Below are 13,255 nucleotides of genomic sequence, written 5' to 3' on the forward strand. Positions count from 1 at the left end.
CTGCTTTCGAGAATCTTTGCTGTCATAGACAGAGACTCACCATATGTAGAAATCCACAAGTATGCAGCCTAAAAAAATCAGTAAAATTGTACTATTCCATTTGCTTTAATCTTAGAATACAGGCAGGAAGTAACCAATCCCGATATCGGGAGACAAGAAAGTCCAATCCTAGGCTATCGCACAAGGCCCGAGCCGGCCCGGCGGACTTTCATTCCCCGCGCGCGATCGATTGAGGTAGCTTGTGAGGTTTGAGGAATTGACCACCTCTCCCCGACCCTCTCCTTGAGGAGAGGGAGAACACCTAAACCGAAGGCGTCTGTTTCAGAATTCGGAACCATAGCCCCAAAGGGGCACCATCCCACAGCGAAGGGTGTAGCCCTTCGCGAATCGGCAGAATCACAATACAATAGGGATTCTGGGTTCGGAAACGCGGGATGGCGCGGCATTTTTTTCTTGGCGTCCTAGCATCCTGGCGTACGATTCTTTATTCGCGTTCTTTGCACCTTCCTTTCCTTTGCGGGAGGTGCTTTTTCCGTCTTGGCGCGCATTTGTTTCCTTTGCGAGTGGCTCGCATTGGTTCAGGCCAACTCGACCAGCACCGGATTGAGGGGGGTGTCGATGATTTCCCCAACTTTGGCACCGGGGCACCAGGTTTCCCAATCCCTGATTTGGTCTTCATTGTCCGGATTTTTCAGCACCATGTCTTTGTCCATGTAGATCACGGTCATGACCTTGCGTGTTTGCTCACTGCGGTTGGCACCGGCGCGATGGAAAACCCATCCTGAATGGAAACTTACCTCCCCGAGTTCAAAGGGCTCTACCACATGCCGAAAGTCGGTCACCCGTAGACGCTGTTGGATTTTTTGCTCGCTTTCGTCGCTGATAGAAAGATCCCTGCCATCCACGATGACATGGCTGCCGGCACTGAACTCCAAGGGGCCCATCTCCAAGTCGATTGCCTGAAGCGGAATCCAGGCGGTGATGGTCTTGTCCGAGCTCAGGGGCCAATAGTATTGGTCCGCATGCCAAGGTGTGATGCCACCTCCCGCTTCCTTGTAAAGGGCTTGGTCGTGGTAGATCCTGACGCCTTCGGTTTGCATCAGGCCGGCCGCAATGCCCGCGAGGCGCTTGCTGAAGACAAAATCCTTGATATCCTCACTTTCCCGCCAGAGGTTGAAAATCTGCAGGAATGCTTTGCCGTAAGTATCCCTTTTGTCCAGGGGATCGGACTGTCGATTGAGTTCGGAGACCTTCTCGGAAATCAGTTTTTCATAATGGGCCAAAGTGTCGGCATCGAAGACATTCTTGAGTTTGATGTAGCGGTTGCGCTGGTAAAAGGCAATCGCCTCCTGCGTCAGTGGATAGGCTTGGTCGAGTGGGTATTTCATAGCTTGTTGGTTGAATGGAAAATACTTTGCAAAGGAGCAACAATAATCCCCGCCTGTCTTGGACTTGGTTTTCAAGAAATTGTCTTATTTTATCATCCTGATTTACTTTGGATATATTTTGAGATAATTTGAAGCAGTGAAAGCCGTATTTGAACAAGTTTCGGCCGGGCCAAGGACCTCCTTTATCCACAAATACTTGGACTTGCCCGCCTTTGACGCACCCTACCATTTCCATCCTGCCTATGAGTTGACCTGGATATGCCGAGGGAAAGGCATGCGCTACGTGGGGCGCGGATCGGAGGCTTTTTCGGATGGGGATTTGGTTTTTTTGGGCTCCAACCTGCCCCATTGCTGGATCAATCAGGATACGATGGAGGGAGTTTCGGCACATGTCATCCAATTTGAGGAAGACTTCCTGGGGCGGGATTTCTTTTCCCTGCCGGAGATGGAAGCCGTGAAAAGGCTTTTTGAGAAGTCCAAGGCGGGCTTGTCAGTGACTGGGAGGACGAGGCTTGTCGTGCAGGAAAGAATCGGGAAATTTCCCGGCGCAAATCCCATTGAAAGGATCGCGGGGTTGTTGGAGATCTTGGGGATACTAGGCCAATCGGATGAATTGCTGCCCTTGGACGGTGTTTTTGTACAGCTTCGCGGGGATATGCCGGAGACCGTTCGGTTCAACAAGGTGATGTCTTACCTGATTGCGCATTTCAGGGAGGAGATCAAGCTCGAGCAGATCGCCGATATTGCGCACCTGTCACCGACCTCTTTTTGCAGGTATTTCAAAGGCATGATGCAAAAGACACTCTCGGAAGTGGTATTGGAATTTCGGATCCGTCATGCCTGCCAATTGCTCGCCAATACCGATTTGCCCATCTCCCAAGTCGCGTTTGAAAGCGGTTTCCAGGACCTGCCCTATTTCAACCGGAAGTTCAAGCAAATGCTGGGGGTCAATCCGAAGGCGTTCAGAAAGTAAGGGCGGGAAGGGATGGCTTGGGCTTAGATTCGTGACAGGAGATCAATTTCTCGCAAAGACAGCAAAGGCGCGGAGATCGCGAAGATCAGTTGGCCTTGGCAGGATTAAAGCTATTCGTGAATGCGTGGGTATTCGCTGCTCGATTACGTTAAGAACATTTCACACAAAGACAGCCAAGGAAGCTAAGATCGCATAGGGTCAATTCTTAGCGGCTTTGCGTCTTGGCGTGTATTATCTTTTCTCGCAAAGACAGCAAAGGCGCAGAGATTGCAAAGATCAGAGGGCGGAAGGCAGTCGCAGGGGGTAGTTTGCAGTGGCGGATATAGAGCCGCAGTATTAGATACTAGTAAACAAGTGCATTCGTGGGTATACGGTGCTCGCAAAGAGCGCTGAGGTGCAAAGGGCGCAAAGATTAGTAAGCAGACTTACGTCCAATCTTCGTGGCTTGCCCAGCGCTTTTTCATTTGCGTGCTTTGCACCTTTATTTTCTTTGCGAGAGAACGCTTTTTTTCTCTTAAAGTGAGGCTGTCTTGTTTTTTATTGGCCTTGCGATCACTTCGTGGCTACACGCTCGCTATTCCTTGCTCCCATTTGGACCAAAGCCGCTATCCCCATCACCAAAATACAGCCAATGGCATTGTACCAAAGAAATCCGATGTTGATCGGGATGCCGAGGAGGCTGCTGCCGTTTTTCCAGTGGATCAGCAGGATGATGGCTTGCGTGATAAAGGCTGCGATGAACACCGCATTTCCTTTGACCCACTTCATGTAAAATCCTACCATAAAGATCCCCAAGATCGTACCGTAAAACAGGGAACCGAGGAGATTGACGGCTTGGATGAGGTTTTCGAACAAGGAAGCGTAGATCGCAAACAGGATTGCGAAACCGCCCCAAACTGCTGTGAAAAGCTTTGACGAAACCAAATAATGGTATTGGGAGGCTTTCTTCACCAATGAGCGCCGGTAGATATCAATCGTCGTGGTACTTCCGAGTGCATTGAACTCGGAAGCGGAACTCGACATGGCGGCGGAAAAGATCACCGCAAACAACAAACCCACAATGCCCTTGGGCAGGTAATCCATCACAAAGCGCATGAAGATGTAGTCCGTATCCCGGGTTTCGGCCTTGGGATCGTTCATTTTGATCAGCTCCTTGGCTTCCTTGCGGATGCTTTCCTGGTATTGGGTTTTCTTTTGGATCCCGTCCTGGGCTTGGGCAATCGCCGCTTCGTCGCCAGCGTCCACGGCTGTTAGAAGCTCTTGGATATCCTTGTTTTTCTCCTGAAAGACCTGTTTGTATTCATCCTCGAGAAATGCATAATCCTGCCTAAAGGCAGACTCCTGCAATTGGTCGGTCTGCACCTTGTTGAACACGACGGGTGGCTGCACAAATTGGTAAAACACAAACACCATCACGCCGATAAAAAGGATGATAAACTGCATGGGTACCTTGAGAAGTCCGTTCATCATCAGGCCCATGCGGCTTTGGTTGAGGGAGCTTCCAGCCAGGTAGCGCTGCACTTGGGATTGGTCAGTACCGAAATAGGAAAGGAAAAGGAAAAGTGCGGCTGTCATACCCGACCAGAAATTGTAGCGGTCAGCCCAGTCAAATTCAAAGTTGACCACATTCATGCGACCCATCTTCCCGGCCACGTGGAGTGCCTCGGTAAACCGAATGGGCAGCATATAGATCACGAGGATGCCCGCTAAAATCATCCCGCCCATCATGACGGCCATCTGTTGCTTTTGGGTAATGGAAACGGCCTTGGTTCCTCCCGATACGGTATAGACGATTACCAAAACACCGATGAAGATGCAGGTAAACGTCAGGTTCCATCCCAGCAGGGTCGAAAGGATAATTGCAGGTGCGTAAATGGTGATCCCGGCTGCCAAACCCCGTTGCACCAAAAACAAAAGTGCCGCGAGCGTACGTGTCTTTAGGTCAAAACGATTTTCGAGGAATTCGTAGGCGGTATAAACCTTCAACTTGTAAAACATCGGCAAAAAGGTCACCGACAGGATGATCATGGCCAAGGGAAGACCGAAATAAAACTGCACAAAGCGCATCCCGTCCTCGTATGCCTGTCCAGGCGTACTCAGAAAGGTGATGGCAGAAGCCTGCGTGGCCATGATGGACAGACCAATCGTCCACCAGTTCATATCCCCACTACCGCGGATATAGGATTCCATGTCCCGGACCCCGTAGGTCCTGTAGATTCCGTACCCCGCTATCAGCAGCAAGGTGCCGAACATCACGATCCAATCCCAGCCGCTCATGAGAAGTGGACGGTTAGCCAGTAGAAAAACAGGACCGTGACGCCCAAGGCAATCATCAATCCCCAATACCAGCGGTTCCAGTTTACCTTATTTTCCACCGCCTTGCTCGATTAGGTTGACGAATATCTTCACTGCACCAGGTACTCCGGCGGGCAAATGCCTGAACCAGGAAATACCGCTATAGGTGTAAGTGCCATTTCCATACTTCGTATGCAGGAGTGAACCGCGGAGAAAGCTTTCACCGGGATCTTGGAAGGCGATGGGCGTGGTGTAGTTCTTGTCCCAATCGGACGTAAAGTAAAGCCCTCTCTCCTGCACCCAGCCTTCAAAATCCTTGGCGGTTACAGGATTAGGTCCCTTCAGGATGGGATGGTTGAAATCCGCCTCAAAGGGAGAATTCTCCACCGTCACCCGTTCCCGGGAAATGCCGAATGGATAGGGGCCCAGTTCACGCGTCAGCAGCGGCGAACCCGTATTGTATTGAATAATGAGGTTGCCACCTTCCTTGACGTATTCCATCAACTGGTCCACATGCGATGCCAAATCCTGGTTGATGTTGAAGGCACGAATGCCGACGACGACTGTTTGGAACTGTTTGAGTCGGTCCTTGCGGATGTCCGCGTTTTCGATGAAGCTCACTTGGTAACCCAGGTTTTTAAGTACATCGGCGACCTCGTCCCCTGCCCCATTGATATAGCCTACCTTTTGGTTACTAAGCTTCAGATCCATTTTCACCAGGCCAAAGCTTGTTTGGGTGAAATAGGTCAGGTTGGGAATATGTTTGTAAATGATCCTTTTGGTGTCCTGATTGAACTTCCGGCCATCTGCCGTTTGGAATGATACGAGCACTTCCTTTTTCATTGCATCAGACTCGAGGATTTCAACCACGTAAATGCTACGCTTGCGGCGTTCGTCATTTTCCTGTGAAAGAATTCGGTATTGGTTAGGCTTCAGACCATCCATGACAAGCTTGCCCTCGAGAATGGCATTCCTGAAAGTCACCTCGACGCGAAGTTTGTTGTCGGCACCCTTGATCAGGAAAAGGTTGCCCTTGTCAAGATTTACATTGACTTCAGGCACCAAGGTAAATGGCTGCTTCACCTCCCCGTCGACTTGGTCGTTGTATTTGTATTGCAAAGAGAGGTCCAGTCCAATTTTTTGTCCCTCCAAAGTCAGGGTAACGGTACCTGCGATGCTGGAACCGTTGACAGGTTTCCCGATTTTGGCAGGATCAGAAATACCGAACAAGCTACCATCCAAGGGATTTTCCAACCAAAAAGGTTGGGATACAGGATATTCTTGGGGGATTTTGATTTCGATGTTTTGGGTCAATGGAACATTTCCTTTCAGTTCACGGCCGGGTGCAATCTTGAACAAAGGACCTTCGAAGCTTTCCACTTTGAGCGCCCGCGAAGACGCATTGTTCAATACCAAATCTGCCGTGATGGTCTCGCCAGGATATCCGATTTCCTTTTTGATCACAAACTCGCCCTTGAAACCCATGGATTGGAGGATGAGGCGGTCGATGGCCTGGACTTTTTCCAAAAACCAACGCTCCGTGGACTTTTCCTTGGAAAGCAGGGATTTGATGGCGAGTAGGTTGTCGATGTTTTTGTCTGGATGGATAAAGTCAAATTCCTTCAGCGCCTTATCGATAGCGGCTTGGATTTGTGCTCCGCCTGTAAGTTTGTTCCAGCGGTTTTCGATTCCCTCGAAGGGTGAACTAGAGAAGGAGGGCCCTTTCACCAACTCCACGAAATCGACACCCTGACCGATTTGGGAAGTCGAGCCGAATCCTTGGGACTTGTGCATGGTGCGGCTGTCGGCAGCAATCTGGGAATAGGTCGTACCCAAGAGCGGGTTGAATTCGCCTACTGGGAAACGGAAATAAGTTTTTCCTTCCTGCGGCTCGTACTGTCCACCCCAGTTGTAGGCATTCCAAAAAAGGCGCTTGGGTTGCCAAGGTTTGGTTTTTGACAGTTGCTCGGGGAAGGAAGTTTGACTGGCAGCGAGGTCAAAAGCCTCCGTAGACAGAATTGCCGAGCTGGTATGGTGGCCGTGTGTGGTGCCGGGAATGGTATTAAAGCGGTTGATAATGACGTCGGGTTGGAAATTTCGGATGATCCACACCACGTCGGACAGCAGTTTTTCACGGTCCCAGTTATTGAAGGTTTCGTCAGGATTTTTGCTGAAGCCAAAGTCCAGTGCCCGGGTAAAAAGTTGCTGGCCTCCGTCCGTCTCGCGTGCCCTGAGGAGTTCATGGGTACGGATATAACCCAACTCGATGCCGAGTTCCTTGCCGATGAGGTTTTGGCCTCCGTCGCCCCGGGTGAGGGACATGTAGGCCACCTCAGCATGTTCGGCATTGGCCAAATAAGCAATCAGGCGGGTATTTTCATCGTCCGGGTGTGCCGCGACAAAGAGTACACGCTTAGTCTCCTTAAAGCGAAGGAGTTGGTGGTACAATTGGGAAGATGGGTGTGGATTGGCAAAAAGCGGGGAAACAAACAGGCAGAAAAGATAAATGAGCCAGTGTTTTTTTGTGGTCATAGGTCGTTGGATTTGGGTCAAAAGGTAGAAGAAGGCGGTAATATTTGAAACTGAAATTTATACCAATGGGTTTGGGGGATTGTTAAAGATGGTTAAAAGAAAATACGCACTGTAGGTTGAGCCAGTGCGGGACATTGGCGTATTTCAGCCGTTTTTGGAGCATTTCAAGCGATGCAGTTAATTGTGGGTTTTGACCCGAATTTATGCGGGGAGTTTAATGTTGGGATTCAAATTTATGGAAAAAACCGGCGGGGCGCGATTTTTCGCGACTCAGCCTAGAAATCCAATCGCCTCTACGGGTCATCCATTTTCATCTATTTGGAAAGGAAATGACATAAATGGGTTCACGCAGCGGCACCGCAAGAATCATAATTGCTTTGTCGGCAAGCTCAGAACGCAACTTGGATATTGTTTGCAAGGATCAAACCGACTTTCTGAAATTAGGATGCTGTAACAAATAGAAATAGCATTCATCAATCCAATTCCCCAGAATACTGCTTACAAAAAGGGAATCGAAGGCATTCATCATCGTAAATAGATTATTCTGAATTCTTCATTCAAAATCACTCCCCTTCTTCCCCAAAAATCTCCTTCACGACCCAACCTTTGCCCCATTCTTCCATTTCGGTTTGGGTCCACAGGTCGGGGAAAAAGATCACCTTTTGGAATCTTGGGGGCAGGTATTTCTGCCAGTTGGTGCCGCCCGTTGCGGCGATATCCTGGGGACTTCTGTGGAGGTACCGCACGGCCGACTTGTAATGTGCCAAGGGCCAAAAAACGTTGGCTTTCAGGTCATATTCCCGCAACATTTTTTTTAGGGCTTCATCCTTATCCATGCAGGATTGATATTTTTTCCAAATATTCTGATCCCTGTAATTTTCGATAAAATCCGAAAGTGGCTTTTTGTATTTTTTTTCGAATGTCTTCAAGGTGAGTGTCTTCTCCCCTGTCGCCAATTCCACCGCACCCTGTTGCCAATACAGGTTGTCAAACAAGAGGTCCGGATTGGGTTCGTTTCTCAATTTTTCCCGCACATCGATGTGTATCAATTGATGCACATCCGTGGAGAGGATTTCGATCACGCGGTATTGTGCGCTTTGGAATCCGCTTGAGGGTAGCAGTGACATCCTGAACTTGAGGAACTGGTCTTTCTCCATCCCCTTCCACATTACGGCAAAGGACGAGATCAATTGGTCAAAGTACATGTTAACCCTGGCCAACCTTGCTTTGAAAAACTCCGCATCCAGGGGATTTTTCTCCCCAATCTGTTCCAATTCCCAAATGATCAGCTTGAAGTACAGTTCGGTGATTTGGTGGTAGATGATGAATATCTTCTCATCCTTGAAGGAAGTCTTGGGTTGCTGCAGTGACAGCAGTATATCCAAATTGATATAGTCCCAATAGGTCAAATAGTCGGCATACAAAAGGCCTTCGAGGTATGAAGAAAGGTCTTGGCCGGATGCTTTAAACTTCTGCTGGAGCAATTCGATTTTTTCCAACACTTCCGGGGAATATTGGGACGGGCTCATTGGCGAATTTTTTGCTGGGTTAGGTAGTATTTTCGCTGCCTTCTTATTTATTTCAGCCTGGATTTGCAGAAGGTGAAGCAAAAATCCGTTTAAATTACCAATAAACCAAAATACCCATGGAGCAGACAGCGACAGTGCACAAATCCGCCAAACAAGATCAGTTCGAGGGCGTGGATTTTTACCAAATAGATGATTTATTGACAGAGGAGCACAAGCTGATTCGCTCGTCGATCCGTGATTTTGTCAAGCGGGAAATCAGTCCTTACATTGAGGATTGGGCGCAACGGGCGCATTTTCCTTATGAAATCGTCAAGAAGTTTGGCGATGTGGGAGCATTTGGACCTCAGATTCCCGAAACCTACGGCGGGGGTGGATTGGATTATATCGCTTATGGTCTCATCATGCAGGAGATAGAGCGGGGCGATTCAGGGATGCGCTCTACCGCTTCTGTGCAGGGCTCACTCGTGATGTACCCGATTTACAAGTTTGGCTCCGAAGCCCAAAAGAAAAAATACCTGCCCAAGCTCGCATCTGGAGAGATGCTTGGATGCTTTGGCTTGACGGAACCTGACCACGGGTCAAACCCAAGCGGGATGAAGACCAACTTCAAGGATATGGGTGACCATTACCTGCTCAATGGTGCGAAGATGTGGATTTCAAACTCACCGAAAGCAGATATTGCCGTCGTGTGGGCCAAAAACGAGGATGGAAGGATACATGGTCTGATCGTGGAACGCGGGATGGAGGGATTTTCTACCCCCGAAACCCATAACAAATGGTCCCTGCGCGCCTCGGCGACCGGCGAATTGGTATTTGACAACGTGAAAGTCCCGAAGGAAAACCTCCTTCCCGGAAAATCAGGTTTGGGAGCGCCTTTGATGTGTTTGGACTCCGCGCGGTATGGGATCGCATGGGGTGCTATCGGTGCCGCCATGGATTGCTTTGATTCTGCGAGACGATATGCCTTGGAGCGGATTCAGTTTGATAAGCCAATCGCTTCCTTCCAACTGGTACAAAAGAAACTATCTGAGATGCTCACGGAGATCACCAAGGCCCAGCTTTTGGCTTGGAAGCTTGGAAAGATGATGGACGAGGGAAAAGCCACCACTTCCCATATCTCACTGGCAAAAAGGAACAACGTGGCCATGGCTTTGGAGATCGCACGGGAAGCCCGGCAGATACATGGTGGCATGGGAATCACGGGTGAATATCCGATCATGCGACATATGATGAACCTGGAATCCGTGATCACCTACGAAGGCACGCACGATATCCATTTGTTGATCTTGGGACAGGAGATTACTGGAATTGCGGCGTTTAAGTGATTTTGCTCGCAAGGTCACAGCAGGTGCAAAGACCGCTAAGTGGCAATAAATTCACCTGAGAACGCAGGAAAGGGTAAAACATCGGAAAACACTTTAACGAAGGGACCTCACAGGGAAGTACCTACTTTCGCGTTCTTCGCGTGAAGAAATAGACACGCATACGCGAATTACACGTCTTACCCAAGATTTCCTCTAAAACCTGTTATTACCTGCTGAACAATACCTGCTGCGGCTGCCAACTGACCAAGGGAACTCACTTCAAAAAATACATCTTAAAATTCCCTCGGTTTTTCACTTGCATTTCGCCCCGGTATTCGCATTCAAAATGGTCTTTTATGAGTTCATAGGTGGTCTCGGAAAGATTGATTTTTCCCGGAAGTGAACTTGATTCCATTCTTGACGCGATATTGACTGTATCCCCCCAAATGTCGTATTGCCATTTTTTGGATCCCACAATACCAGCGACTACCGGGCCGGTATGAATGCCTATGCGGACATCAAAATGTGGAAATCCATTGTCCTTCTTTTTGGCATTCTCGACCAAGGCGAGCATTTCCTTGGCGGCTTTGGCCATAGTGATGGCGTGGTCTTTGTTTGGTACCGGTATTCCTCCTGCGCACATGTAGGAATCTCCGATGGTTTTGATTTTCTCAAGCCCATATCTGCTGATAATCTCATCAAAACCTTTGAAATAATAATCAAGGCTGTAAACCAATTTTTCGGGGGCTATTTTCTCGGCAAACATTGAGAATTCCACGAAATCGGTGAACAAAACCGTGACTTTGTCAAATCTGATGGCATCGATTTTTCCATTGACCTTCAATTGCCTTGCTGTTTCCGTCGGAAGGATGTTGAGCAAAAGATCCTCTGACCGTTTCTTTTCTTTTTGGATGTTCTTGAAATACCAAAACAAAGTCGACAAGATGATAACGCCCAAGACTATAATGATGGCCAAGGATATCAGAATAATGCGTTGGTTTCTCTTTTCCTGATTGAGTAGATCGACTTCGGCTTGCTTTTGGGACACTTCAAAATCCGTCCGCAGGTCTGCCATCTTTTGGATGGACTTCAGGTTGTTGATGCTATCACGGTAGGCAATATGGTCTTTGTAATACCGGAACGACTTGGCTGTATTCCCAATTTTCTCATAAATTTCCGAGAGCTTAAGGTTGGCATCGGACATCTGCTCCTTGAGTTTGTGTAACTGTGCGAGACTCAGGCTACGCTTTGCATATGCCAAAGCTTTTTCATTTTCACCCTTGCCGGTGTATATGTCGGACATGGAAATGAGGTAGGTGCAAATGGGGTGGTAATTTCCCGAGGCCTCCAAAACCAAGATCGCTTCGTTGATATTGCTTTCCGCAAGGTCACTTTTACCGATGTTGGCGTATACCATGCCCAAATTACCGAGACTGATGGCTTTCCCAGCGGGATAATCCACCTTGTCAAAAATGATCTTTGATTCCGAAAAATGCACCAAGGCAGAATCGTAGTTTTTCAGATTCATATGTTCATCACCCAAATTGAGGATCGCCGATGCCAAGTTGACCGAATCCGAGGTCATTCTCAGGGTTGAGATTGCTTGGTAATAATAGAGAAGGGCGTTGGCGGGGTTATTTGAGAAAGAGTAGATATCTGCAATCGCGATGTATGCACTGCCCTCCCCCACCTTGAAATCGGCTTTTTTGGCTGCTTCAGCACTCTTAAAATAGGCATCCAATGCCTGTTCGAAGTTGCCTTGGTATCTTATTTTGTTCCCTTTTTGCAGGTATCCCCGAGAAAGGTACAGATCGTTGCCCAACTTCTCAGATAGACTAATAAGTTCCTCGGCATATTTGAGCCCGAGTGAAAGGTCCCGCATCTCGTTGAAAGAGAGGTTTCTGAGCAGTTCGAGCCTTTCATCGTCGCTGAGGTTATTCTCCCCGTAAATGACGGCGAGGCTGTCCGCCAACTTCTGATCTTGGGCGGATATAGACTGTATAAAAACGCAGCATAAAACTGCCAATAAAAAATAGCGTACCGTTCTTTCAATTGGCTTCGGCATATTAGGGATTGACCACGATTTTGGGGTCATGGATTTCCACAGTATTGCTACCATTGCGGACAAAATGAATATCGTACTTCTCCTCAGAGTTCCTCGGGATATTCGGGTCAATTGTTCCTCTCCAGTTGTTGGAGTTTCCCACGCGGGAGGGCCCCTCACTGAACACATCTACACCATCGCTTCGCAGGATGTCGGTGATCGCGGATACACCCGAACGGGGATGGATATTCCAAGTGACAGTATCGCCCGGATCAACGTTGGTCTTGCCCTTGTCTGACAAAATGAGAAGCCCATTTCGATCTATTCCCTCGATATTAATTGGATGATTTGCCATAGATGAAAATTCTGTTTTTTGAAAAGTCAAAAATTAGGTTTACTAAATTTAGATAAATTAAGCAAGTATAAACTCCCCTAGTGAAAAAAATTGTGTTTCAAATCCAAATACCTACCGACAAACGCTTCGCTGGGACTTATACCATGGCTATCAATATCGGGTTTGTCCAAAGGCAGCCATCCGAGATAGTCGTAATTTGCGCCAGCAATGATGCTAATGGAACGAAAGCTGCATAGGCTTTGGAAGTCGGAAGGCAACAAAAAGGTGTTCCATATTGCACCCCATTGCCGAAGTCTGCCTATCGTCTTTGATGTTCCCTTCCCCATTGAACTATGTGAAATCGGAATACCCTACGATCCTTGGATAAAGACGGTGGGTAGAACCTGCGCCAAAAAATGCCGAGATTCTCTGACAGCAACCCATAATCCTATTTCAAACCTTAAATCGAGTTGCAAGGAAAAAAATAAGGCTGACTCTTGATAGAATCAGCCTAAAATTTGAGCCCCCTGCCGGGATCGTCCCGTCCCGATGGTTATCGGGAGACATCGTGGACAGCGACCTACTGATTACAAGTCCATATATTTATTGATTAGCCTTTCTGAAATCCCGGAATACCTTATCAAATTCTCGAGATACTTCCTAGACCTATTGCCCTTGATGTGTTTCTCGATAGCCAATGCCATCCTCCTCGATGTGCAGGGTATCGACAGTTTTAATATCCAATCGTCGGCAACCTTTGTGTGCGAGTCTTTGAAAAAGTGGCTGTTGTGCTGTATCAACCGGTTTTCCAAGTCCATCGTTTGGCCAATGTAGTAGCTACCTGTTGATGGGGAGT

The 13,255-nt window shown here is 48.2% G+C and carries 9 protein-coding genes; 2 read left to right on the forward strand and 7 right to left on the reverse strand.

Features of this window, described 5'->3' with window-relative positions:
- Window positions 1–578: 578 nt before the first annotated feature.
- Entirely contained in the window at window positions 579–1,388 is an 810-nt protein-coding gene (locus L0U89_RS19930; RefSeq protein WP_234863138.1) for a phytanoyl-CoA dioxygenase family protein, read from the reverse strand.
- A 136-nt stretch (window positions 1,389–1,524) separates the two neighbouring features.
- Here L0U89_RS19930 and L0U89_RS19935 point away from each other — a divergent pair, with 136 nt between their 5' ends.
- A complete protein-coding gene (locus L0U89_RS19935; RefSeq protein WP_234863139.1) occupies window positions 1,525–2,361 on the forward strand; it encodes an AraC family transcriptional regulator in 837 nt (278 codons plus the stop codon).
- A gap of 552 nt (window positions 2,362–2,913) precedes the next feature.
- Here the strand turns inward: L0U89_RS19935 and L0U89_RS19940 are convergent.
- The 3 genes from L0U89_RS19940 to L0U89_RS19950 all read right to left on the reverse strand — a co-directional run bounded on the left by L0U89_RS19940 (window position 2,914) and on the right by L0U89_RS19950 (window position 8,717).
- Window positions 2,914–4,638, reverse strand: coding sequence for a sodium:solute symporter family transporter (locus L0U89_RS19940; protein WP_234863140.1), 1,725 nt, complete (start codon window positions 4,636–4,638; stop codon window positions 2,914–2,916).
- A gap of 87 nt (window positions 4,639–4,725) precedes the next feature.
- A complete protein-coding gene (locus L0U89_RS19945) occupies window positions 4,726–7,188 on the reverse strand; it encodes a PIG-L family deacetylase (RefSeq protein ID WP_234863141.1) in 2,463 nt (820 codons plus the stop codon).
- 563 nt (window positions 7,189–7,751) lie between these two features.
- Entirely contained in the window at window positions 7,752–8,717 is a 966-nt protein-coding gene (locus L0U89_RS19950) for a tryptophan 2,3-dioxygenase family protein (protein WP_234863142.1), read from the reverse strand.
- A 116-nt stretch (window positions 8,718–8,833) separates the two neighbouring features.
- Here L0U89_RS19950 and L0U89_RS19955 point away from each other — a divergent pair, with 116 nt between their 5' ends.
- Window positions 8,834–10,042 (forward strand): acyl-CoA dehydrogenase family protein, encoded by a 1,209-nt coding sequence (locus tag L0U89_RS19955; protein ID WP_234863143.1) that lies wholly within the window; start codon window positions 8,834–8,836, stop codon window positions 10,040–10,042.
- Between the two features lie 253 nt (window positions 10,043–10,295).
- On the opposite strand, the gene L0U89_RS19960 is transcribed toward L0U89_RS19955, so the two are convergent.
- From L0U89_RS19960 to L0U89_RS19970, 3 genes are all read right to left on the reverse strand, one after another.
- Window positions 10,296–12,086, reverse strand: a complete 1,791-nt coding sequence (locus tag L0U89_RS19960; RefSeq protein ID WP_234863144.1) for an adenylate/guanylate cyclase domain-containing protein — start codon at window positions 12,084–12,086, stop codon at window positions 10,296–10,298.
- A gap of 1 nt (window position 12,087) precedes the next feature.
- Window positions 12,088–12,420: a hypothetical protein gene (locus tag L0U89_RS19965; protein ID WP_234863145.1), complete on the reverse strand. Its 333-nt coding sequence runs from the start codon at window positions 12,418–12,420 to the stop codon at window positions 12,088–12,090.
- 566 nt (window positions 12,421–12,986) lie between these two features.
- Window positions 12,987–13,255, reverse strand: a 269-nt coding sequence (locus L0U89_RS19970; RefSeq protein ID WP_234863146.1) for a GIY-YIG nuclease family protein, incomplete at its 5' end; no start/stop codon positions are given.

The organism is Mariniradius sediminis (assembly GCF_021491425.1).
In the GTDB taxonomy this organism is placed as follows: Bacteria; Bacteroidota; Bacteroidia; order Cytophagales; family Cyclobacteriaceae; genus Mariniradius; species Mariniradius saccharolyticus.

Excerpts from the sequence above, each read along its gene's own strand:
- L0U89_RS19945 (WP_234863141.1), bottom strand. The coding sequence starts at position 7,188 with ATGACCACAAAAAAACACTGGCTCATTTATCTTTTCTGCCTGTTTGTT.
- L0U89_RS19955 (WP_234863143.1), top strand. The coding sequence starts at position 8,834 with ATGGAGCAGACAGCGACAGTGCACAAATCCGCCAAACAAGATCAGTTC.
- L0U89_RS19930 (WP_234863138.1), bottom strand. The coding sequence starts at position 1,388 with ATGAAATACCCACTCGACCAAGCCTATCCACTGACGCAGGAGGCGATT.
- L0U89_RS19960 (WP_234863144.1), bottom strand. The coding sequence starts at position 12,086 with ATGCCGAAGCCAATTGAAAGAACGGTACGCTATTTTTTATTGGCAGTT.
- L0U89_RS19940 (WP_234863140.1), bottom strand. The coding sequence starts at position 4,638 with ATGAGCGGCTGGGATTGGATCGTGATGTTCGGCACCTTGCTGCTGATA.
- L0U89_RS19950 (WP_234863142.1), bottom strand. The coding sequence starts at position 8,717 with ATGAGCCCGTCCCAATATTCCCCGGAAGTGTTGGAAAAAATCGAATTG.
- L0U89_RS19965 (WP_234863145.1), bottom strand. The coding sequence starts at position 12,420 with ATGGCAAATCATCCAATTAATATCGAGGGAATAGATCGAAATGGGCTT.